This window comes from Herbaspirillum sp. WTB6 (genome assembly GCF_057457785.1).
Genome location: NZ_CP176522.1, coordinates 2147820 through 2169168, shown reverse-complemented (window position 1 = coordinate 2169168; position 21349 = coordinate 2147820). Strand labels below are relative to the sequence as shown.

The 21349-nt window shown below is 62.3% G+C and carries 21 protein-coding genes and 1 pseudogene; 9 read left to right on the top strand and 13 right to left on the bottom strand.

The window, feature by feature from the left end; genetic code table 11:
- The first annotated feature begins 127 nt into the window (after positions 1–127).
- The 3 genes and pseudogenes from ACK2VC_RS10100 to ACK2VC_RS10090 all read left to right on the top strand — a co-directional run bounded on the left by ACK2VC_RS10100 (position 128) and on the right by ACK2VC_RS10090 (position 2581).
- The gene (locus ACK2VC_RS10100; RefSeq protein WP_486730215.1) at positions 128–712 is read left to right on the top strand and encodes an SGNH/GDSL hydrolase family protein; all 585 of its coding nucleotides are present in this window, start codon (positions 128–130) and stop codon (positions 710–712) included.
- Positions 713–906: 194 nt separating this feature from the next.
- A pseudogene (locus tag ACK2VC_RS10095) lies at positions 907–1119 on the top strand (NAD(P)/FAD-dependent oxidoreductase); the annotation flags it as partial.
- A gap of 370 nt (positions 1120–1489) precedes the next feature.
- Positions 1490–2581 (top strand): type I restriction endonuclease, encoded by a 1092-nt coding sequence (locus tag ACK2VC_RS10090; protein WP_486730214.1) that lies wholly within the window; start codon positions 1490–1492, stop codon positions 2579–2581.
- Positions 2582–2649: 68 nt separating this feature from the next.
- Here ACK2VC_RS10090 and ACK2VC_RS10085 read toward each other — a convergent pair whose 3' ends face one another.
- The 4 genes from ACK2VC_RS10085 to ACK2VC_RS10070 form a co-directional block, all read right to left on the bottom strand.
- Positions 2650–3663, bottom strand: coding sequence for an AI-2E family transporter (locus tag ACK2VC_RS10085; protein WP_486730213.1), 1014 nt, complete (start codon positions 3661–3663; stop codon positions 2650–2652).
- A 303-nt stretch (positions 3664–3966) separates the two neighbouring features.
- The gene (locus tag ACK2VC_RS10080; RefSeq protein WP_486730212.1) at positions 3967–4497 is read right to left on the bottom strand and encodes a hypothetical protein; all 531 of its coding nucleotides are present in this window, start codon (positions 4495–4497) and stop codon (positions 3967–3969) included.
- Positions 4498–4509: 12 nt separating this feature from the next.
- Positions 4510–4923 carry a hypothetical protein gene (locus tag ACK2VC_RS10075; protein ID WP_486730211.1) on the bottom strand — a complete coding sequence of 138 codons (414 nt, stop codon included), beginning with the start codon at positions 4921–4923 and terminating at the stop codon, positions 4510–4512.
- Between the two features lie 188 nt (positions 4924–5111).
- Positions 5112–5969 (bottom strand): MBL fold metallo-hydrolase, encoded by an 858-nt coding sequence (locus tag ACK2VC_RS10070; protein WP_486730210.1) that lies wholly within the window; start codon positions 5967–5969, stop codon positions 5112–5114.
- 94 nt (positions 5970–6063) lie between these two features.
- Here ACK2VC_RS10070 and ACK2VC_RS10065 point away from each other — a divergent pair, with 94 nt between their 5' ends.
- The gene (locus tag ACK2VC_RS10065; RefSeq protein ID WP_486730209.1) at positions 6064–6855 is read left to right on the top strand and encodes a sulfite exporter TauE/SafE family protein; all 792 of its coding nucleotides are present in this window, start codon (positions 6064–6066) and stop codon (positions 6853–6855) included.
- 182 nt (positions 6856–7037) lie between these two features.
- On the top strand, positions 7038–7562 hold the full coding sequence (locus ACK2VC_RS10060) for an aspartate carbamoyltransferase (RefSeq protein WP_486730208.1): 525 nt from the start codon (positions 7038–7040) through the stop codon (positions 7560–7562).
- 185 nt (positions 7563–7747) lie between these two features.
- Here the strand turns inward: ACK2VC_RS10060 and ACK2VC_RS10055 are convergent, their stop codons facing one another.
- Entirely contained in the window at positions 7748–9031 is a 1284-nt protein-coding gene (locus ACK2VC_RS10055) for an O-acetylhomoserine aminocarboxypropyltransferase/cysteine synthase family protein (protein ID WP_486730207.1), read from the bottom strand.
- A gap of 177 nt (positions 9032–9208) precedes the next feature.
- Here ACK2VC_RS10055 and ACK2VC_RS10050 point away from each other — a divergent pair, with 177 nt between their 5' ends.
- From ACK2VC_RS10050 to ACK2VC_RS10035, 4 genes are all read left to right on the top strand, one after another.
- Positions 9209–9769 carry a gamma-glutamylcyclotransferase gene (locus ACK2VC_RS10050; protein WP_486730206.1) on the top strand — a complete coding sequence of 187 codons (561 nt, stop codon included), beginning with the start codon at positions 9209–9211 and terminating at the stop codon, positions 9767–9769.
- A gap of 48 nt (positions 9770–9817) precedes the next feature.
- Positions 9818–10789, top strand: coding sequence for a glutathione S-transferase family protein (locus ACK2VC_RS10045; protein ID WP_486730205.1), 972 nt, complete (start codon positions 9818–9820; stop codon positions 10787–10789).
- A gap of 330 nt (positions 10790–11119) precedes the next feature.
- A complete protein-coding gene (gene wrbA / locus ACK2VC_RS10040) occupies positions 11120–11740 on the top strand; it encodes an NAD(P)H:quinone oxidoreductase (protein WP_486730204.1) in 621 nt (206 codons plus the stop codon).
- Positions 11741–11917: 177 nt separating this feature from the next.
- Positions 11918–12301 (top strand): DoxX family protein, encoded by a 384-nt coding sequence (locus ACK2VC_RS10035; protein ID WP_486730203.1) that lies wholly within the window; start codon positions 11918–11920, stop codon positions 12299–12301.
- Between the two features lie 45 nt (positions 12302–12346).
- Here ACK2VC_RS10035 and ACK2VC_RS10030 read toward each other — a convergent pair whose 3' ends face one another.
- The 8 genes from ACK2VC_RS10030 to ACK2VC_RS09995 all read right to left on the bottom strand — a co-directional run bounded on the left by ACK2VC_RS10030 (position 12347) and on the right by ACK2VC_RS09995 (position 21349).
- The gene (locus ACK2VC_RS10030) at positions 12347–12988 is read right to left on the bottom strand and encodes a CoA transferase subunit B (RefSeq protein WP_486730202.1); all 642 of its coding nucleotides are present in this window, start codon (positions 12986–12988) and stop codon (positions 12347–12349) included.
- On the bottom strand, positions 12985–13668 hold the full coding sequence (locus tag ACK2VC_RS10025; protein WP_486730201.1) for a 3-oxoacid CoA-transferase subunit A: 684 nt from the start codon (positions 13666–13668) through the stop codon (positions 12985–12987). The genes ACK2VC_RS10030 and ACK2VC_RS10025 overlap by 4 nt, the downstream gene beginning before the upstream one ends.
- Before the next feature lie 62 nt (positions 13669–13730).
- Positions 13731–15401: a hydantoinase B/oxoprolinase family protein gene (locus ACK2VC_RS10020; protein WP_486730200.1), complete on the bottom strand. Its 1671-nt coding sequence runs from the start codon at positions 15399–15401 to the stop codon at positions 13731–13733.
- A gap of 9 nt (positions 15402–15410) precedes the next feature.
- Entirely contained in the window at positions 15411–17456 is a 2046-nt protein-coding gene (locus ACK2VC_RS10015; RefSeq protein WP_486730199.1) for a hydantoinase/oxoprolinase family protein, read from the bottom strand.
- 86 nt (positions 17457–17542) lie between these two features.
- On the bottom strand, positions 17543–18877 hold the full coding sequence (locus ACK2VC_RS10010; protein ID WP_486730198.1) for an aspartate aminotransferase family protein: 1335 nt from the start codon (positions 18875–18877) through the stop codon (positions 17543–17545).
- Between the two features lie 21 nt (positions 18878–18898).
- A complete protein-coding gene (locus tag ACK2VC_RS10005; protein ID WP_486730197.1) occupies positions 18899–19606 on the bottom strand; it encodes an ABC transporter ATP-binding protein in 708 nt (235 codons plus the stop codon).
- Positions 19593–20372 carry an ABC transporter ATP-binding protein gene (locus ACK2VC_RS10000; protein ID WP_486730196.1) on the bottom strand — a complete coding sequence of 260 codons (780 nt, stop codon included), beginning with the start codon at positions 20370–20372 and terminating at the stop codon, positions 19593–19595. The genes ACK2VC_RS10005 and ACK2VC_RS10000 overlap by 14 nt, the downstream gene beginning before the upstream one ends.
- Positions 20369–21349: a branched-chain amino acid ABC transporter permease gene (locus tag ACK2VC_RS09995; RefSeq protein ID WP_486730195.1), complete on the bottom strand. Its 981-nt coding sequence runs from the start codon at positions 21347–21349 to the stop codon at positions 20369–20371. Before ACK2VC_RS09995 ends, ACK2VC_RS10000 begins: the two co-directional genes overlap by 4 nt.

Below are 21349 nucleotides of genomic sequence, written 5' to 3'. Positions count from 1 at the left end.
CGCCATTCCGGCAGCGCTAATCGTAATTGACCAATTAATCATCATCGATGTGTATTAATTCCTTATGACGATCAAATTCAACTGAAAACGGTTCGATTCGCCATGCAAGTTCAATAAGGAGCCTCGTATGAAAAGATTTCTTTTTGTTGCGCTGTGGGCAATTTTCTCCACCAATTCGACTGCATTTGAAATATTTGCGCTCGGCACGAGTAATACAAATTGCAAGGGTGTTGATAGATCAAAAATATTTACGGTTCATCTAGAGGAATTGCTGCGGGCTGATGGTTTCGACGTAAATGTCATTAATGCCGGCGTGGATGGGGATAAACCGGTTTGGATGATGGATCGGTTGGCCAATGCAAATCTGGAAAAGACCCGTTTGGTAATTTTTGAACCGGGCGCCAATGATCCAAACAAGACTTCAAATATTGAAACCTTAGAAAAAATATTATCGCAATTGCAGGACCGAAAGATACCAACAATATATGTTTCTATAGGCCTAATTCAAACCATTAAGGAAGCAGAGGAGACTGCAAGAAAGTATAACGCTTACTATTACGGGAGCTGGATAAAAGATATTCCGGTCGATAAAGAGCATAGGCAATTTGACAGAAGCCAGGGAGGCCACCTAACCGCCAAGGGCTGCCAACTGTGGGCAAAAAATATGTTTCCTTTAGTGAAACGTATATTGGTAGAAAAAGACATTAAATAAATTTGTCATAAGAAAACTCCAACGCGTAAATATTCGGATTGCCACCAAACTTCCTGGCTCTCCCGAGTGATACGTGTCCGCGCTGGGTGGATCAGGGGCCAATGCAGTACGCAACCAAGTGCCGCATAACACTTAGGTGGAACAGACGGGCGGATATGGTCCCAAGTTTCTGCGGAGCGCGTGACGGCGCCGCCCCGCTCGACGAAGCAATCAGCAGCGCAGGCGGTGTGCTGTTCGAGGCGCTCGATGCGCGCCTGATGCTGCGCGCCCTGCCCGGCGTGTTCTGCCACGGCGAAATGCTGGATTGGGAAGGGCCCACTAGCGGGTATCTCTTGACCACCTGCTTCGCCAGCGGCCGCTGGACCGCGCAAGGGGCGCTGGCCTGGCTGGCGGAAACCGGGCATTAATCAATTCGCCCGGGTATGCACAAAAAACATCCGTGCGATGCCCGACTCAAGCCACCCATATCACCAGTATTCAACGGCTGCTTCGCCCCTGCTTAAAACGGGCCGCGCTTGTGTCATCATGGCAACTTACTGCCGTAATGACGTGGACCAAATTTATTAGCGCTTGCTTTGACTGGAACGACTTTTACACGTTTCGCCGCAGTTTGGGTGGCTGAGTGTCACAACTCGGCGCCATCAGAGGATTGATGAATCAAATCAGTACATTGCGCATATTAAGGATGCGCTATACACCCATTCAATTGGCTTGGGCAAACGTTAGGCACCAAGCACACCCCTCACAATCTTGCGTCCAATCTAAAGGAGGAAAGTCATGGACTTCATCGACCAGTTGCGCATGCTGGCAAGCAGAATTGTCAATACCAGAACGATGATTCAAACTGAGGAGGCCACCAAGAACGCGATGGTCATGCCATTTATCCAGGCCCTTGGATACAACGTGTTTGATCCGTTGGAGGTTACGCCTGAGCTTGTGGCTGACGTTGGAACAAAGAAGGGCGAGAAGGTCGACTACGCGATCTTGCGTGACGGTAAGCCGATCATGCTGTTCGAGTGCAAGAAGTGCGGCGGTGACCTCAACATCAATCATGCAGGTCAACTCTTCCGATACTTCCATGTCACCGAAGCTAGGTTCAGTGTTCTCACGAACGGGCTCGTCTATCGTTTCTTCACCGACCTTGAACAGCCCAACAAGATGGACGAGAAGCCGTTCTTCGAGTTCAATATCCTCGACTTCAAGGAACGGGACGTCGAGGAACTGAAGAAATTCGCTAAATCGGCCTTCGACCTCGATACGATCCTGACGACGGCGAACGATCTGAAGTACACGCGAGCTATCCAAACGAAGCTGGCTGAACTGGTGGCAAACCCCTCCGAGGATTTTGTGCGTCTCCTCGCGACTGATCTTCTCGGGTCAAAACGATTCACCCCGGCTGTTCGAGATCAGTTCACCACCATCTCTAAGCGGGCATTCGAACAGTTCATCGGTGAGCGAATCAACGAACGACTAAAGGGAGCCATGTCTCCTGAGTCAGTCACGATTTCCGATAAATCTGCTGCTGTGGTTCAGAGCGAATCTTCCGTGGCAAATGAGCCAGTCATCGTCACTTCAAGCGAAGAGCTTGAAGGCTTCCACACCGTTCGGGCGATCATCCGAAATCTTGTGCCTACGAAGCGTGTTGTCATGCGAGATGCGCAGAGCTACTGTGCAATTCTTCTTGACGACAACAACCGAAAGCCGATCTGCCGACTACGCTTCAACAACACCCAGAAGTTGAAGCTCGGGGTCTTTAACGCGCAGAAAGAGGAAGAACAAGTTTCGCTTGAGTCGGTGGACGACATCTACAATTATGCCGAGCAGCTTCAGGCAACGGTTACATCCTATGTTGGTAACGTTGATGCCTAACCCTTACATTGAGAGAACGTTGGGCATCTTAGGATACGGCGCATCCAGCCAGCTCCGAAAACGCCAGATCAGACTAGGCCGTACCCGCTCAATTCGCGCTTGACGTAGGCATACAGCACCGGCGCCGCAATCACACCCGGGACACCGAACAGCGCTTCCATCGCCAGCATCGCGGTCAGCAATTCCCACACGTGGGCGTTGATGTGGGAGCCGATGATCTTGGCGTTCAGGAAATATTCGAGCTTGTGGATCAGCATCAGGAACAGCAGCGAGGCGACCGCGATGGAGAGCGAGTGCGACAGCCCGACCACCACCAGCACCGTATTCGAGATCAGGTTGCCGACCACCGGCAGCAGGCCGGCGACGAAGGTGATCGCGATCATGCTCTTGGTCAGCGGCAGATGGACCCCGGCCAGCGGCAGGATCACGACCAGGTAGATCCCGGTCAGCACCGCGTTGATGGCGGCGATCCGCACCTGGGCGAAGACGATGTTGCGAAACGCCCGTTCCAGGTGCACCACGCGCGCATGCAGCGCCGCCGCCAGCGGCCGGTAATTGGCCACCGAGCTGGCGTTGTACAGCGCCGCCATGGCGCCGATCACCATGCCGATCAAGAGGTGGACGATGATGCGGCCGGCTTCCTGGCCGACGGTCTTGGCCTGGGTCGCGTGTTCGCGCAGCCAGACGGTGAACATCTCGCGCAACGCTTCGGCGTTTTGCGGCAGGTTTTCGCGCAGCCAGGGCGGGATCTGGTCGCGCGAGGCTTCGATGATGTCGGCCATGCGCTGCAACACCATCTGCATGTTGCCGGCATCGCTTTGCATGAAGATCACCACGCCCCAGATGGCCAGGCTGAGCAAGGCGACGATCAGCGAGCCGAGCAGCGCCACCGCGATCATGCGCGCGCGCTGGCTGCTGATTTTCTTGCCCAGCACGGGCGCCAGCAACAGCACCAGCGAATACACCAGCAAGCCGGAAAACAGCGCCGCCAGCAGACCGGTCCCCATCACCAGCAGCAGGGCGCCGATCATCAGGACATAGGAGGCAATTACGATCGGGCCGAATTTTTGTTGATCGGGCATGGCAATCTTCGCGTGGCGTGTGGGTGGAGCCGGTCATGCCGGCAGCACGGATTGTGCCACGAAGCGCTGTTGCCGCCCTACAGGGGATGCGCCGCCACACTGGCGTCTCCAGGCAGGCGCGGGAATGAAGCTACCTGCCGCCGCCCACTTCCAAGCCGGCGCCGCGCGCGGAAGGAATGCGTACTGGCGGCAGAAATGCCCGAGCCGTATCTGCCGCACCAGGCGTGCTCGCCTCCATGCGCGGCCAGGATGGCCGATGGCGGGCAGCTGGCCACGGTGCCGACAGTCGCCGAGGCGGCTGGATTAGTAGCCGGGCGGGGGCGGCGTGTTCGGCGGCGGCGGCCGGTAGGAGCCCGGCCGCGGTGCTCCGCCCGGAACGGGAGGCGCGGGCGGCGCCGCCATGAAGCGCCCGGAAACCGGCACCCGATGCCCCTGCGCATACATGCATTGCGTGTAGGAAAAATCGTAACGCTGCTGGGTACCGTAGGCGGAAGTGTTGGCGGCGCCGACGCCGGACAGGCCGCCCATCGCCGCGCCAACCCCGGCGCCCACACCGGCACCGCGGCCGCCGTTGATCGCAGCCCCGGCCACCGCGCCCAGCACGGTGCCGACCGCGGCGCTGCGCAGGCCGCTGTCAATCGCCGCCTGGTCCGCGCTCATGCCATTCATCTGGAATTGCGCATACTGGCGGCAGGACGCGTCATCGGCCCGGAACTGGTCGAAACTCTTGCCGGTTCCCGGCAGCGCCAGGATGCTCGGGCCGGTCGGCAAGGTGGTGCAGGCGCCCAGCGCCAGCAACGCCAGCAACGGTGAAAATTTCAGATTTGCAGCCATGATGCCTCCCTATCAGTTGCCGTCAGCCGGCGGTTGCGGCGTCACCTGGCGCCAACCCGACGGACAGGTCTGGACGTAGGGGTAATATCCTTTTGGATCGGCGCAGAAATACCAGTACTGGTCGGCGTCGGCGGCGTCCGATCCCTGCTCGATGTAGGTCTGCGGCACCGGCGTCACCACTATCGGCGGGCTGTAATACGGCCCCGGATAATACGGATAATAGGGATAGGAGTAATAGGGCCAGTACAGCGGGCCGCCAATCACCACCCCGACCCTGCCGCGGAAATGCCCGCCGCCATGGAAATGGCTGCCACCTCCGTGGAAACCGGCGCCGCCATGGAAGCCGCCGGGCGCGGCCCATGCCGTGCTGCCGGCCACCGCCGCCAGCAGGACCGACAACAGCAATACCGATTTGATCGTTTTCATGATATACCTCACCCTTCCACACGCCACGTGCGTCACACCCTGCGCCAGCCGTCCGCACGGGACACAGTCCAGTATTGCAGCTTTCCCGGCCCCGGGAACGCGCTGAAACATTTGCTAACCAACGAAACCCGGCCGACACACGCAGCGGCCGCGGCCGGCTTGCCCTGCCGCAATGCGCGCACCATGACCTAAAAGCGGTTCAGCGGAATCTTCAGGTAATGCACGCCGTTGACTTCCGGCGGCGGCCAGGCGCCGGCGCGGATGTTGATCTGGATCGCCGGCAAAATCAGGTTCGGCATTTCCAGAGTGGCATCGCGCGCGCTGCGCATGGCGACGAATTCCGCTTCGCCAATGCCGTCGTGCACGTGGATGTTTTCCGCGCGCTGGCGCGCCACCGAACTTTCCCATTGCGGCGCCCGCCCCTGCGGATAGTCGTGGCAGACGAACAGGCGGGTGGAGTCCGGCAACGCCAGCAGGCGGCGCGTCGAACGGTATAGCTGATGCGCGTCGCCGCCGGGAAAATCGCAACGGGCGGTGCCCAGGTCCGGCATGAACAGCGTGTCGCCGACGAACACCGCATCGCCCACCTGGTAGGCGACGTCGGCCGGGGTATGGCCGGGCACATACAGCGCGCGCGCCGTCAGGCGGCCGATCGCAAATTCCTCGCCGTCGCCGAACAGGTGGTCGAACTGGCTGCCGTCGCGGCGGAAATCGGCTTCGAGGTTGAAAATCCGATGGAACACCTCTTGCACCACGCCGATCCGGTCGCCGATCGCAATCCGCCCGCCCAGTTGCTGCTTCAGGTAGGGCGCGGCCGACAGGTGATCGGCATGCGCGTGGGTTTCCAGGATCCACTCCACCGTCAGGCGCTCGGCGCGCACGAATTGGAGCAGCCGATCGGCCGCCAGCGTGCTGGTGCGCCCGGCCTTGGGGTCGTAATCGAGCACCGGATCGACGATGGCGCAGGCGCCGCCGGCCGCCTCATACACGACATAGCTGACGGTGCCGGTGACCGGATCGTGAAAACCTTGTACGTGGGGCGACATGGGCAACTCCTGAACGCGGGGTTCGATACTATACTTTGCGGCGCGCGGCGCGGACAAGGTAGCGCCGCGCGCCCTTCTTTCAATACGGAAAAATATGGAAATCCCCTTGGCGCTGGGCCTGGTGGTCGGCCTGATCCTGGCGCTGACCGGCGCCGGCGGCGGCATCTTGGCGGTGCCGCTACTGGTGTTCGGCGCGCACCTGGGCATGGCGCAGGCGGCACCGATCGGCCTGCTGGCGGTGGGCATGGCGGCGGCGCTGGGCGCGCTGCTGGGTTTGCATGCCGGCCACGTGCGCTACAAGGCGTCGCTGCTGGTGGCGGCGGCCGGCATTCTGGTCACGCCGCTCGGCCTGTGGCTGGCGCAGCGGCTGCCGAACCGGCCGCTGGCGCTGCTGTTTGCCGTGGTCTTGCTGGGCGTGGCGCTGCGCATGTGGCGCCAGGCGGCTGGCAGCGCCGCGACTGCGGCCCGGGGCGCGCCGCCATGCCGCCTGAACCCGGCGCACGGGCGCTTCCACTGGACCTGGCCATGCGCGCGGGCGCTGGCCGCGGCCGGCATGCTGACCGGGTTTTTATCGGGCTTGCTGGGCGTCGGCGGCGGCTTCGTGATGGTGCCGGCCCTGCGCCGCTACACTGACCTGCCGCTGCCGCAGGTGGTGGCGACCTCGCTCGCGGTGATCGCGCTGGTGTCGTTTTTCGGCGTCGCCTCCAGCGCCGTGGCCGGCACCCTGCACTGGCCGGTGGCGGCGCCGTTCGCCGCCGGCGCCTTGCTCGGCATGCTGGGTGGACGCGCGGTCGGCTCGCGGCTGGCGGGGCCGCAACTGCAAAAGGGATTTGCGCTGGTGGCGGCGCTGGTGGCGGTCGGGATGATGGTACGTGCGCTACGCTAGACGGCACAGCCCGGGAACAGCGCATACTCCCAGCAATGAACACCAATTTCGCATATAAAAATGGATCATTTTTTGCATACCCAGATATTGCGCGACGACCATCCACAACCGACCGGTACGCCAAGCAAGGTCTTGCTGTTTGCCGGAGCGCATCTCAACACCATTAAATGGATGCCTCACCCATGAAAAAAACCACTCTCCGGCTGGCATTTGCCATTGCCGCGATCCTGCCGCTGATGGCAGATGCGGCCAATACGGCCGACGCCCAGCGCCAGGCCGAAATCGCCAAGCGCGGGCCAGACGTGATGCCATTCAGCCTCCAGGCCACCATCCATATCTTTACCAAGACCGCCGACGGCGGGACGCAACGCGTGGTGGCCAGGAACATCGCCGACGCCGGCCAGACCCGGCTGGTGCGGCAACATCTGCAGGAGATCCAGGCGCAGTTTCTTAAGGGTGATTTTTCCGGGCCGGCGCACATCCACGGCCAGAACATGCCGGGCCTGGCGCAACTGCGCTCGGCCAAGCCCGGCCAAGTCGCGATCGAATACCGCCAAGTCGAGGGCGGCGCGGAACTCGTGTTTCGCAGCGCCGACGCCGGCCTGATCTCGGCCCTGCACCAATGGTTCGACGCCCAAGTCTCCGACCATGGGCCGGACGCCATGGCCGGCCACCAGCACCACCACGGCGAGCAACCAAAGAACTGAGCGGCTTCGCCCGGATCCATCGGAATCGATCCGGCCAGCGCCGCCAAGCCAAAAAAATAGCCCGGAGATCATCCGGGCTATTTGCAACTTCCACATACTCCGCGACACAAATAAGGATATCGCTCTTAAATAGGCAGCTTTCTACCTATACTCATCCATGATCCGACTGGCCCGCAGCCGCGCCCTCAGACTGCGGCCAGCGCCTGATCCAGATCGGCGATCAGGTCGTCGATGTGCTCGATGCCGACCGACAGCCGGATCATGTCTTCCGAGACGCCGGCCTTGGCCAGTTCGGAGGCATCCAGCTGGCGGTGCGTGGTGGAGGCCGGGTGGGTGGCGAGCGACTTGGTGTCGCCGATGTTGACCAGCCGCATGAACAATTGCAGCGCATCCAGCGCGCGGGCGCCGGCCGCGCGCGGGTCGGCGCCGTCGCTCTTGACGCCGAACGACAGGATGCCGGAGGCCTTGCCGCCCATGTATTTCTGCACCAGCGCATGATCCGGATGCTCCGGCAGGCCGGCGTAGTTGACCCACGCCACTTTCGGGTGCGACTGCAGGTATTTGGCCAGCGCTAGCGCGTTGGCGCAGATGCGCTCCATGCGCAAGCTCAGCGTATCGATACCTTGCAGGAACAGGAAGGCGTTCATCGGCGCGATTGCCGCGCCCATGTTGCGCAGCGGCACGACGCGCGCGCGGCCGATGAAGGCGGCGGCGCCCAGCGCCTCGGTGTACACCACGCCGTGGTAGGACACGTCCGGCTCGTTCAGGCGCTTGAAGCGCTCCTTGTGCTCGGCCCAGGGGAACTTGCCGGAGTCGACGATGATGCCGCCGATGCTGTTGCCATGGCCGCCCAGGTACTTGGTCAGCGCATGGATCACGATGTCGGCGCCATGCTCGATCGGCCGGCACAGGTAGGGGCTGGGCACGGTGTTGTCGACGATCAGCGGGATGCCGTGCGCGTGCGCGATCTCGGCCAGGCGGGCGAAATCGGTGACGTTGCCGAGCGGGTTGCCGATCGATTCGCAAAAGATCGCCTTGGTGCGGGCGTCGATCAGCGGCGCGAAGGTTTCCGGCTGGCGCGCATCGGCAAAGCGCACTTCGATCCCCTGCTGCGGGAAGGTGTGGGCGAACAGGTTGTAGGTGCCGCCGTAGATGGTGCCGGCCGAGACGATGTTGTCGCCGGTTTCGGCGATGGTCTGGATCGCCGCCGTGATGGCCGCCATGCCGGAGGCCAGCGCCAGCCCGGCGATGCCGCCTTCCAGCGCCGCCACCCGCTGTTCCAGCACGTCCTGGGTCGGGTTCATGATGCGGGTGTAGATGTTGCCCGGCACCTTGAGGTCGAACAGGTCGGCGCCGTGCTGGGCGTTGTCGAAGGTGTAGGCGACGGTCTGGTAGATCGGTACCGCCGCCGCCTTGGTGGTGGGGTCGGAGGTGTAGCCGGCGTGGACGGCGAGGGTTTCAAACTTCATGGGAACTCCTGTGGTGGGGAAACAAATTCACGGTGGCGCCAGCGCCCGGTCGGCCGCCAGCGGCGCAGCGGCATCTCGCGGTAAAGTGAGGCTTTGATCGATCCGCTCTGCACGCGCACGTTCCGCGCCGCGCATCATGCTTCGGCGGATTATAGGATAACCCTGCCGGCCCGCTCCATGTCTGTCGATACCACCGCCGCCAACCAGTTGATGGACCATTTCGACGGCCACCACCAGGTGTGGCTGTTCGGCTATGGCTCGCTGATCTTCAAGGCCGATTTCCCCTACCTCGAACGGCGCCCGGCCAGCATCCGCGGCTGGACGCGCCGCTTCTGGCAAGGCTCGCACGACCACCGCGGCACGCCGGCCGCGCCGGGACGGGTGGCGACGCTGGTGCCGCAAGCCGATGCGGTGTGCGACGGCATGGCCTACCTGATCACGCCGCAGGTGTTCGGCCACCTCGATTACCGCGAGAAAAACGGCTACCTGCGCTTCGTCACCGACATGGAATTCGACGACCACACGCACGCCGAAGGGCTGGTGTATATCGCCACCGAGGACAACCCGGCCTTTCTCGGAGCCGCGCCGGAAACCGATATCGCGCGCCAGATCCATGCCGCCCACGGTCCGAGCGGCGCCAACCGCGAGTACCTGCTGCAACTGGCGCAGGCGTTGCGCGCGCTCGGCAAAAACGACCCGCACGTGTTCGCGATCGAGCGCCATCTGCGCAAGCCATAGCGCCGGCCTTGATCCCGGAAACACTCGACACTCAACTGGAGGGTAGGCATGGGCATGTTGATCGACGGCCAATGGGTCGACCAGTGGTATGACACGCAAGCCAGCGGCGGCCGTTTCGTGCGCAGCGAAGCGCAGTTCCGCAACTGGGTCACGGCGGACGGCGCCGCCGGCCCCTCAGGCATTGGCGGCTTCCAGGCCGAGGCCGGCCGCTATCACCTGTACGTGTCGCTGGCCTGCCCGTGGGCGCACCGGACCCTGATTTTCCGCGCCCTGAAGGGGCTGGAATCGATGATTGGCGTCTCGGTGGTCAACCCGTTCATGGGCAGCGAGGGCTGGAGCTTCGAGCCGGATGCCGGCGTGATCGCCGACGAGGTCAACCATGCACACTACCTGCGCCAGGTGTATACCGCCGCCGCGCCGCGCTACAGCGGCCGGGTGACGGTGCCGGTGCTGTGGGACAAAGAGCGCCGCACCATCGTCAACAATGAGTCGGGCGAAATCATCCGCATGCTGAACAGCGCGTTCGACGGGCTGGGAGCGGCTGCGGGCGATTTCTATCCGCCCGCCTTGCGCGCCACCATCGACGAGATGAATGGCTTCGTCTATCCCAACGTCAACAACGGCGTGTACCGCGCCGGCTTCGCCACCTCCCAGGCCGCCTATGAGCAGGCGGTCAGCGAATTGTTCGCCGCGCTGGAGGTGCTGGAGCAGCGCCTGGCGCAGCGGCGCTACCTGACCGGCGAGCGCATCACGGAAGCCGACTGGCGCCTATTCACCACGCTGCTGCGCTTCGACGCGGTGTACCACGGCCACTTCAAGTGCAACCTGAAGCGGATCGCCGATTTTCCGAATCTATGGGGTTTCACGCGCGAACTCTATCAATGGCCCGGCGTCGCCGCGACCGTCAACATGGATCACATCAAGGGCCATTACTACCGCAGCCACGACATGATCAATCCGACCCGGATCGTGCCGCTCGGGCCGCAACTCGATTTCGGCGCTCCACACGGGCGAGGATGAGCTGGAGTATATGGAAACAAACCATATTTTATCGGCGGCATCTAAGGCCTAAACATAGAGTATCCGGCGGCGCCGATCACGGCGGCCGATGCGGCATCGCGCCGGACCCTACCGCACCGCCGGCTCGCTTGTCGGACACCGTTCATGCCCTGCGGCAATCAGGTCGGCCAGGGCCGCGGCGGCGCGCCATCGAAAATATGGATAAACAGCATCGAAATATTGCGCTGCCCGCGCCAGTTGCCGCTCAATACAATGGTGCATGCCGGCATCGCGCACACTGCGCGGCGGATTCAATCCGGGAAATTCCGACCATTCATCGACAGGGCTTACATGACAACCAAAGTACAGATCGTTTTCTATAGTTCCCACGGACACGTTTATAAAATGGCCGAGGCGATTGCCGCCGGCGCGCGCGAGGTGGCGGGCGTCGAAGTCACGCTGCTGCAGGTGCCCGAACTGGTGCCGGACGCGATGCTGGAAAAATCCGGCGCCGCAGCCGCGCGCAAGGCGTTCGCCCATGTGCCGCTGGCAACGCCGGAGCATCTGGCCGAGGCCGACGCAATCATTTTCGGCACCCCCACGCGCTTCGGCAATATGTGCGCGCAGATGCGCAATTTCCTCGATCAGACCGGCGGCCTGTGGATGAGCGGCGCCCTGATCGGCAAGGTCGGCAGCGTCTTCGCCAGCACCGCAACCCAGCATGGCGGCCAGGAAACAACCTTGACCAGCTTCCACACCACGCTGCTGCATCAGGGCATGATCGTGGTCGGCTTGCCGTATTCCGAAGCGCGGCAAATGACGATGGCTGAAATATCGGGCGGCAGCCCCTATGGCGCCACCACCATCACCGGCGGCGACGGCTCGCGCATGCCGAGTGAGGCCGAGTTGGCGATGGCGCGCTTCCAGGGCCGCCATGTGGCGCAGATCGCCCGCAAGCAGGCGACCAACTAAGGTGGCGGCGCAACCCGCTCACGGGCAATATCCAGTAGCCGCCCGGCAGCGAGTCGGCCGCCCTTTGTTCCATGTCAAGAAAACGTTGCTCCAGCGGAATGCGACCGCTGCGAATGCGGGTACATTGAGTGCTCTGGAATCCGGGATGTCCGAAACAATCAACCATCAGGAGAGAACATGGATAAGGTATTGAACCTCGCGGCACGGTTGCTGATGTCGCAAATTTTCATCATTTCCGGCTTCGGCAAACTCACCGGCTATGCCGGAACCCAGGGATATTTCACCTCGATCGGCTTGCCCCTGCCGGCTCTGGTGACGCCGCTGGTGATCCTGATCGAACTGGGCGGCGGCCTGGCCTTACTGTTCGGCTTCAAGACGCGCTGGGTGGCTGCGGTGCTGGCGCTATTTTCGGTCGGCTCGGCGCTGATCGCGCACACCAATTTTGCCGATCAGATGCAGATGATCAACTTCATGAAAAACATGGCGATGGCCGGCGGCTTCCTGCTGTTCGTGCAACACGGCGCCAGCCAGCCCAGCATCGACCGAGAGGCGGCCGATTAACCACGGCGTTTGCTCAAACAACACGCAACGCCGGGCAACCTGGATTCAGCGCCGGGCAATCAGCGGCACCCCGGTCAGGCGCTGCAGTTCGTCAAACGATATGTCGGCCAGGATCTCGCGCAGCGCCAGGCCGTCGGGTGTCACGTCCAGCACCGCCAGGTCGGTATAGATGCGGTTGACGCAGCCGATCCCGGTCAGCGGATAGCTGCAGCGGGAAACGATCTTGCTCTCGCCACTCTTGGTCAGGTGCTCCATCATCACGAACACCTGGCGCGCGCCGGCCGCCAGATCCATCGCGCCGCCGACCGCCGGAATCGCATCCGGCGCGCCGGTATGCCAGTTCGCCAGGTCACCGGTGACCGACACCTGGAACGCCCCCAGCACGCAGATGTCGAGATGGCCGCCGCGCATCATCGCAAACGAATCGGCGTGGTGGAAATAGGCACCGCCGGCCAGCAGCGTCACCGGCTGCTTGCCGGCATTGATCAGGTCTTGGTCTTCCTGCCCTGGCACCGGTGCCGGGCCCATGCCGAGCAAACCGTTTTCGCTGTGCAGGATGATTTCACGGTCGGCCGGCAAGTAGTTCGATACCTTGGTCGGCAGGCCGATGCCGAGATTGACGTAGGCGCCTTCCGGGATGTCGCGCGCGACGCGCTCGGCGATCTGGTCGCGGGTCAGGGGTTTCATCGGATCTCCTTCGCTTGCGCCGTTTCCGACACCACGCGCTGCACGAAAATCCCCGGCGTCACGATCGCCTCCGGGTCGAGCGCGCCCAGTTCGACCACCTCGGCCACCTGCACGATCGCGCACCTGGCCGCCATCGCCATGATCGGGCCAAAGTTGCGTGCGGTCTTGCGATACACCAGGTTGCCCCAGCGGTCGGCGCGCTGCGCCTTGATCAGCGCGAAGTCGGCGTGGATCGGCTTCTCGAACACATAGTGCTTGCCGTCGATTTCGCGGGTTTCCTTGCCTTCGGCCAGCAGCGTGCCGTAGCCGGTCGGCGTGAAGAAGCCGCCGATGCCGGCGCCGGCAGCGCGGATGCGTTCGGCCAGGTTGCCCTGCGGCGCCAGTTCCAGTTCGATCTCGCCGGCACGAAACAGCGCGTCGAATACCTGCGAATCGACCTGGCGCGGAAACGAGCAGATGATCTTCCGTACCCGCTTCGCCTTCAACAGCGCCGCCAGTCCGGTTTCGCCATTGCCGGCGTTGTTGTTGACGATGGTCAGGTCGCGCGCGCCCTGCGCGATCAGCGCATCGATCAGCGCGGCCGGCATGCCGGCATTGCCGAAGCCGCCGATCATCACGGTTGCGCCGTCGTGAATGTCGGCCACCGCTGATTGCAGCGATTCATAAGTTTTATCGATCAAATTCCAACTCCTTTCCTGCTTCCATTCGCCTTTCCATCCTTTGCAGACCGGCGCCGCCTGGATCAGCGATACGAAAATTTCTGCGCGGCCTGCTCCGGCGTGTAATAACCTCTTGCCACATCCTGCTCGACCGCCTTCCGGTCGCGTAGAGCAGGGTCGCCATAGCCACCACCACCGGGAGTAAACACTTCGATCACGTCGCCCGCATGCATGATCACGCCCTGGTCCTTGCTGATGTGCGGCGGCTCGTAGGGCACCCCATCGCGATAGATGACAATCCGCGTCTTGCCGCCGTCGCCGCCGCCGAGCGCGCCGGGCGGTCCAAACTTTCCATGATCCATCACCATCGACGCGGTGGCGGTGCCGCGCAGGAGGCGCATCCGGAAATGGATGCCCATGCCGCCTCGGAACTGGCCGGCGCCGCCGGACCCTTCATGGATCGCGTATTTTTCAAAGACGACCGGGTAGAGTTGTTCCAGCACTTCCGCCGGTTGCGATTTCGAGATGCCGATGGTCGAGCAGCCGTTGGTCAGGCCATCGCCGTCTTGATAGCCGCCGTAGCCGCCGCCGGAAATCGCGTACATCACATACGACCGCTTCTTCTCAGGATCGTATCCGCCGATCGCCAGGTTGGCGGTGGTACCGGCCGGCGCCGCGAACAGCAAATCCGGTATGGCATTGATCAAGGCATTGAAGACCGCTTCGGCGATCCGCTGGCTGACTTCGGCAGCGCAACCGGATACCGGCCGCGGATACCGGGCATAGAGAAAAGTGCCGTCCGGATCCTTGATCGTCAGCGGCTCGAAGATGCCGGCGTTGATCGGCACTTCGGGAAAAATATGCTTGATCGCCAGGTAGATCGACGATTTGGTGGTCGCCAGCACGCTGTTCATCGGTCCCTGGCAGGGCGGACTAGACTGGCCGAGATCGAACGCAAGGCGCCCGGCGGTCTTGGTCACGCGGATGTGGATGCGCAGCGGTTCATCGACCACGCCGTCGGAATCGAGGAAGGATTGGCCGACGTATTCGCCATCCGGAATACGGTCGATGCAAGCCCGCATCTGGACGCTCGAACGGCGCTTCAATTCCTCGATGGCATCCTCGATCGTGGCTTCGCTATAGCGGTCAAGCATTTGCGTCAGGCGCTTTTCCCCGATCACCAGCGCCGACGCCTGGGCCTTGATGTCGCCGATCCGCTGTTCTGCAATGCGGATATTCGACATGATGATGGCCAGGATTTCCTGATCGATCTCGCCGCGCTTGAACAGCTTAACCGGCGGCAGACGCAGCCCCTCCTGTTCGATTTCAGTCGCATGTGCGGAAAAGCCACCGGGGACCATCCCGCCGATATCGGGCCAGTGACCGGTATTCGCCAGCCAGGCGAACAGCTTGCCCCGATAAAAAAACGGTTTGACGAAGCGCACGTCCATCAGGTGGGTCCCGCCCAAGTAGGGATCGTTGACGATGTAAATGTCGCCGGGCTCGATGGCAGCGGCGCGCTTGATCACTTCCTGGGTCGAGAATTGCATGGTGCCGACGAATATCGGCAGCCCGTAGTCGCCCTGGGCGATCAGCTCGCCGCTGGTTCGATGGTAAATCCCGTTGGAGCGGTCTTGCGATTCCGAAATCACGGGTGAGAATGCCGCTCGACAAAATGAGAGATCCATTTCGTTGCAGACCTGCTGCAAGCCGCTCTGGATTACCGTAAGCGTTACGGGATCGATAACTGCCATGGTGTTACCTCAATGGGAATATTGTTGGATAGCGATGATCAGGTTGCCGGACGCGTCGGATCGCGCGGTATTGCCTGGCTCCAGCACGATGGTTGCATCGAGTTGCTCGATGATCGCCGGGCCGGCAACGTCGACATCCGGCAGCAATTCCCGGCGGTAGATCGGCGTTTCAAGCCAACCGGCGCCATCGAACCACACCCGCCGGCGACTCACTTCGGCGCCGGCCAGTGTTGCCGCCGGCCGGGACTGCGCCAGATGGGATAGCGAAGGCTCGGCGCGCGTCCCGATCACGGTGGTATTCAAGGTCACCAGCACCGGCCGCAGCTCGCTCAGCTCGACTTCGAAACGATTCCAGTAGGCACACGCAAACGCTTGGTTCAGCGCCGCGATGCCGCACGCATCGCGCGCAAGCTCGACGGTCAACAGATGGCTTTGCCCCTGGAACTGCATTTCCGCGGTGTGCAGCACGTCGACGCCCGTGACCGGGATGCCTTCGCGGTCGATAATCGCATGCCCCTGCCTTACCTGGTCGTCGAGGCAGTCGGCGATGTCGCCATCCGCCAGGCTTGTCAGAGGACGATTGAAAGTTTTGACCAGATCGTGGCGCACATCGGCAACCAGGCAGCCAAGCGCGTTGGTCAAGCCGGGGCGCACCGGGATCAGTACCTTCGGAATGCCCAGTTCCCGCGCCAGCGCGGTGGCGTGCAACGGCCCCGCTCCGCCGAATCCGAACAGCGCAAAGTCGCGCGGATCATAGCCGCGTGCCAGGCTCACCAGGCGGATCGCCCCGGCCATATTGTTGTTGCCGACACGCAGGATGGCCGCTGCCGCCGTTTCCGCATCGAGGCCGAGTGGACGACCGATCTTTTCTTCGATAATGCGGGCCACCGCCGCCAACTCGACCGGATTATCCACCGCCAGCAGTTTTTGCGAATCGAGCCGGCCGAGCAAGAGGTTGGCGTCGGTGAGCGTCGGCTCGGTACCACCGCGGCCATAGCAAATCGGCCCCGGACGCGCGCCGGCACTTTCCGGCCCGACCTGTAGAATGCCGCCGGCATTGACGCGTGCGATCGAGCCGCCGCCGGCGCCGACCGTATGGACATCGACCATCGGCAGATGAATCGGCATCGCGTATTCAAGCTCGAGTTCGCTCGATACTTTCGGCAAGCCATTCTCGATCAGAGCCACATCGGACGACGTACCGCCCATGTCGTAGGTAATCAAATTCGGCAGACCGGCGATGCGCCCGGCATGCGCCGCCGCCATCACGCCCGAGGCCGGACCCGACATCACGGTATTGACCGCTACCTTCGCAACCGATCTGGATGACACGGTGCCACCGTTGCCTTGCATGACCAGCAACTCGCTGCGAAAACCCTCCTTGGTCAATTCACCCTGCAGGCGGTCGATGTAGCGGTCGAGAATCGGCTGCACCGCTGCGTTCACGGCGCCAGCGGTGCCGCGCTCATATTCGCGGAATTCCGAGATCACCTGGTGGCCGGCAGTGATATAGCCGTTATGCCAGTGCTCGCGCGCCAGCTGCAGCGCTTCCTGTTCATGCGCCGGATTGATGTAGCTATGCAGAAAATGGATCAGCAGCGACTCGGCGCCCATTTCGCGCAGCCGCTTGACGGCACTCACGAACTGGTCACGGTCGAGCGGCGTCAACACCTTGCCGGCCGCGTCCATCCGTTCGTCGACCTCGAGACGGAATTCGCGCGAAACCACCGGATTGAACCTGCCCTTCAGCCCGTAGGCTTGTGGCCGGGTGCGACGTCCGAGTTCCAGGACGTCGCGAAACCCGCGGGTGGTGATCATCCCGACCAGCGCGACCTTGCGCTCAAGCAAAGCGTTGGTGGTGGTGGTGGTGCCATGCACGATACTGTCGACATCCGCCAGCGCGACGCCAGTGTTCGCCAGCGCCTGCAGCACCCCAAACGCCTGATTATCGAGCGTTGTCGGGACTTTCGACAGGCGCACCTCGCCCTTCACGTCATCCATCAGGATCAGGTCGGTGAAGGTGCCGCCCACGTCGATGCCGACGGTAATTGCCATAAGATTCTCCAAAAAAAATGGTCCCCTGCCGCTGCGCCGGGGGCAGTGGCACTCGTCCCATCTGGTAAATATTCGCTAGTTGCGGATCAGCCGTTGGCGGCGCCCGGCCCTTCGCTGGCAAGCTCGCCCAGCGCGCGTGTGAATGCAGCCCCGATCTGCTCGATGTCCTGATCGGTCATCGCCGTCGACAAGGCGATCAATCCGTAGCTGGCCGTCATGACGCCGCTGTTCAGCAGCTTGGTGGTCAGCCGCGCCAGCATCCGCTGCTGCTGCGCGCTCGGGTATGCCGAGCGGTAATCAGTGATCTGTCGCCGATGGAAATGCACTTTCAGCAGCGAGCCGACACCCGTGGCCTGGCCTTCGAGTCCGGTGGCGCTGAACGCGTCGTTGATGGCATTACGCAGCACATCGCCATGGCGATCCAGTTGTGCGAACGCCTCGTCGTTCAGCAATTGCATGGCCCGAAGGCCGGCAGCCATAGTTACCGGGTTGGCCGAGAACGTTCCGCCGTGTGGTACCGGTGGGCGACCCGACGACGGGTCGAACACCGACATCACCTCGGCGCTGCCACCTACCGCGCCGACCGGAAAACCGCCGCCGATGATCTTGCCGGCGGTGGTCATGTCCGGCACGATGCCGTACATTGCCTGTGCGCCGCCGGGTGCCAGGCGCAGCGTGATCACCTCGTCCATGATCAGCAGGATGCCCAGCTCGCGGGTGATCCTGCGAAGTGCCGATAAATACTCTTTCGATGCCGGAATCAGGCCGACGCGGTTGGGCACCGGATCGAGCAGCACTGCCGCCAGCGACGCGGCATTCTCGCGCAACAGCCGTTCGGCGGCCGCAACATCGTTGAACGGCAGCACAACGACATCAGACAACACGCCCTGCGGCGTGCCTTGCGAGTAGGGGATCGAATTCGGCCGGGCCTCGCCCCAGTTCGACGGCGCCGCGTCCAGGCTGGTCTCGGCGTAGTCGTAGGAACCATGGTAAGACCCTTCGACCTTGGCGATCTTGGCGCGGCCGGTATAGGCGCGCGCGGCCTTCAACGCCATCATCACGGCCTCGGTGCCGGAGTTCATGAAGCGCACGCGCTCGATCGACTGCACGCGCGAACACAGCAGTTCGGCCAGGTCGACCTCGCTCGGCGTCGGCATGCCGAAGGTCGTGCCGAGCTGGATCTGGCGGACCGCGACATCGATTAGCTCAGGGTGGGCATGGCCGTGGATCAGCGAGGTGAAATTATTGATGCAATCGATGCGCTCGACGCCGTCGAGGTCGGTGACCCGGCAGCCCTTGCCGGACGCGGCATAGATCGGATATGGCGACATAAATACCGTGGTGCGGGTATTGCCGCCGGGCAGGGATTGCTTGGCACGCTGATAAAGCTGGGCGGATTTCGAAGATAGATCTGGGTACATGGGTTGGCCCTTCCTGGTGAGTTAGCGACCGAGATACGCGTCGCGCACGCGCGGATGGTCTCTGAGTGTCTCGGCACGGTCGGTAAGAACGATCTGTCCGTTTTCAAGCACGTAGGCGCGCGATGCGACTTGCAGCGCGAGCACGGTGTTTTGCTCGACCAGCACCACCGTGAGGCCGCCTTCGTTGATGGTGGCGATGCGCGCGTACACTTCTTCGGCCAGGCGTGGCGCCAGCCCGAGCGACGGCTCATCCAGCAACAGCACGCGCGGACGCGACATCAGTGCGCGCGCGATGGCCAGCATCTGCTGCTCGCCGCCCGACAATGACCAGCCGAGCTGCTTCTGCCGTTCGGCCAGTCGCGGAAACAGGTCGAACATGTGCGCGAAATTTTCATTGATTTCACTCTTGCGGAAGCGTCTAACCGACGCGCCAACCTCGAGATTTTCACGCACCGTCAGTCCGGGGAAAATGCGGCGTCCCTCGGGTACATGGGCGATGCCACTGCGCACCCGCTGCTCCGGCGACAAGCCGTCGATATTCCGGCCATCGAAGCTGACGCTTCCGGAACGCAGCGGCATCAAGCCGGAGATCGCGCGCAACAGCGTGGTCTTGCCGGCGCCATTGGCGCCGATCAGCGCAATCGCCTCGCCCTCGGCGACGTCGATGTTTATTCCGCGCAACGCGACGATATCGCCATACGCGGCACTGAGGTCATCACACTTCAACATGCTTGTATCCCTTGCCGAGGTAGGCTTCCAGCACCTTCGGATGCCGCTGAATTTCAGTCGGCGTGCCTTCCGCGAGCTTTTCGCCGAAGTTCAGCACCGCGATCTGTTCCGCCAACCGCATCACCATGCCCATGTTGTGCTCGATCAGGAGCACGGATAGCTGATGCTCGTCGCGCAGTTCGCGCAACAGGCTGATCAATTGTTCGACCTCGCCGAGGTTGAGGCCGGCGGCCGGTTCATCCAGCAGCAACAGTTTCGGCCTGCCCATCAGCACGCGAGCCATCTCGACCAGGCGCCGGTTGCCGTAGGAAAGCGAACCGATTTCGCGGTCGGCGAGGTGCGCCAGACGAAAGCGTTCCAGCATCGCCATGCATTTGCCCCGATTCACTGTTTCGAGCGCGCCGCCTTTGCCCAAACCAGTCAGCGACGACAACAAGCTGGGCCGCTCGTGAATCGCGGCGCCGGGCATCAGGTTTTCGAGGACCGACAATCTGCCGAACAGCTTGCCATTCTGGAAAATTCTTCCGAAACCGGACCTGACCAGCGCATCAGTCGGCAAGCCGGTAATATCGCGGCCGCAGAATTCGATGCGACCGGCGGTCGGCTTGTACAAGCCGGTCAGCACGTTCAGCAGCGTCGTCTTGCCGGCGCCGTTGGGGCCGATCACGGCAAAGAACTGGTTTTCCGCCACCTGGATGTCGATCCCGCTCAGCGCCTTCAGGCCGCCGAAATTGATTCCGAGCTTTTCTATGCGCAGCAGGCTCATGATTGGCTCTCCATCTCTTTGGCAACAACCGCCGTTGTAACTGGACGCTTGCGTTTGAACATGCCCGGCAGTCCGACCAACCCTTTCGGCAGCAGCACCAGCACCGCCAGCACCAGGACACCGAAGATCAACAGATAGGCTTCACCAGTGCCGCGCAGCACTTCGGGCAGCATCGTGACCACCAGCGCGCCGAGGATCGCACCGGCGAGCGACCCTTCGCCGCCGACGATCAGCATCGCGAGATGGGTAATCGAATGGTGATAACCGAAGTCCTCAGGAGACACGAAGCGCACGTGAAACGCGAACAGGCAGCCGGCGATCGCCGCATATACGGCAGCCAGCGTAAACGCCGCGGTCTTGGCCTTGGTGACCGAGATGCCGGTCATGGCTGCGGCGATCTCATCGTCCCGCACGGCGATGAAAGCGCGCCCGAAATGGGAGTGCCTCAAGCGCTCTACGGCGAATGACAGCAGCACCAGCACCGCCAGCGCGAACCAATAAAAATGGCGTTCTGTGGTGATTTGCAGCGAAAACAATGGCAGGGCCGGAATGTTGGCGATACCGTCGGTGCCGCCGGTGAACTTGATCCAGTTCGACACGACGATGGTGAAGCTGACGTTGAGGCCAAGCGTTGCCAGCGCCAGGTAGTGTCCCTTGAGTCGCAGCACCACGCGCCCGATCCCGTAGGCGACGACAGCGCTGATCGCGATCGCGATCAGGGCAGCAAGCCAGGGGCCGACGCCATGGCGAACCGTCAGGATCGCGACTCCGTATGCCCCCATGCCGACGAAGGCCGCATGGCCGAGTGAAATCAAGCCAGCATAGCCGAATGCAATATTCAGCCCGACCACCGCGACCGCCGCGATCGTCGCCACGGCAAGCAAGCGGGTCAGATATTCAGTTGCGAAGAGCGGAGCGATTACCGCCACGGCGACAACGGCCGCGATCAGAGTCCAGTTGGTTTTGGTAGGTCGCAT

Bases quoted from the DNA above. Each gene is read 5' to 3' on its own strand.
- ACK2VC_RS10100 (WP_486730215.1), top strand. From the start codon at position 128: ATGAAAAGATTTCTTTTTGTTGCGCTGTGGGCAATTTTCTCCACCAAT.
- ACK2VC_RS10090 (WP_486730214.1), top strand. From the start codon at position 1,490: ATGGACTTCATCGACCAGTTGCGCATGCTGGCAAGCAGAATTGTCAAT.
- ACK2VC_RS10085 (WP_486730213.1), bottom strand. From the start codon at position 3,663: ATGCCCGATCAACAAAAATTCGGCCCGATCGTAATTGCCTCCTATGTC.
- ACK2VC_RS10080 (WP_486730212.1), bottom strand. From the start codon at position 4,497: ATGGCTGCAAATCTGAAATTTTCACCGTTGCTGGCGTTGCTGGCGCTG.
- ACK2VC_RS10075 (WP_486730211.1), bottom strand. From the start codon at position 4,923: ATGAAAACGATCAAATCGGTATTGCTGTTGTCGGTCCTGCTGGCGGCG.
- ACK2VC_RS10070 (WP_486730210.1), bottom strand. From the start codon at position 5,969: ATGTCGCCCCACGTACAAGGTTTTCACGATCCGGTCACCGGCACCGTC.
- ACK2VC_RS10065 (WP_486730209.1), top strand. From the start codon at position 6,064: ATGGAAATCCCCTTGGCGCTGGGCCTGGTGGTCGGCCTGATCCTGGCG.
- ACK2VC_RS10060 (WP_486730208.1), top strand. From the start codon at position 7,038: ATGAAAAAAACCACTCTCCGGCTGGCATTTGCCATTGCCGCGATCCTG.
- ACK2VC_RS10055 (WP_486730207.1), bottom strand. From the start codon at position 9,031: ATGAAGTTTGAAACCCTCGCCGTCCACGCCGGCTACACCTCCGACCCC.
- ACK2VC_RS10050 (WP_486730206.1), top strand. From the start codon at position 9,209: ATGTCTGTCGATACCACCGCCGCCAACCAGTTGATGGACCATTTCGAC.
- ACK2VC_RS10045 (WP_486730205.1), top strand. From the start codon at position 9,818: ATGGGCATGTTGATCGACGGCCAATGGGTCGACCAGTGGTATGACACG.
- wrbA (WP_486730204.1), top strand. From the start codon at position 11,120: ATGACAACCAAAGTACAGATCGTTTTCTATAGTTCCCACGGACACGTT.
- ACK2VC_RS10035 (WP_486730203.1), top strand. From the start codon at position 11,918: ATGGATAAGGTATTGAACCTCGCGGCACGGTTGCTGATGTCGCAAATT.
- ACK2VC_RS10030 (WP_486730202.1), bottom strand. From the start codon at position 12,988: ATGAAACCCCTGACCCGCGACCAGATCGCCGAGCGCGTCGCGCGCGAC.
- ACK2VC_RS10020 (WP_486730200.1), bottom strand. From the start codon at position 15,401: ATGGCAGTTATCGATCCCGTAACGCTTACGGTAATCCAGAGCGGCTTG.
- ACK2VC_RS10015 (WP_486730199.1), bottom strand. From the start codon at position 17,456: ATGGCAATTACCGTCGGCATCGACGTGGGCGGCACCTTCACCGACCTG.
- ACK2VC_RS10010 (WP_486730198.1), bottom strand. From the start codon at position 18,877: ATGTACCCAGATCTATCTTCGAAATCCGCCCAGCTTTATCAGCGTGCC.
- ACK2VC_RS10005 (WP_486730197.1), bottom strand. From the start codon at position 19,606: ATGTTGAAGTGTGATGACCTCAGTGCCGCGTATGGCGATATCGTCGCG.
- ACK2VC_RS10000 (WP_486730196.1), bottom strand. From the start codon at position 20,372: ATGAGCCTGCTGCGCATAGAAAAGCTCGGAATCAATTTCGGCGGCCTG.
- ACK2VC_RS09995 (WP_486730195.1), bottom strand. From the start codon at position 21,349: ATGCGACCTACCAAAACCAACTGGACTCTGATCGCGGCCGTTGTCGCC.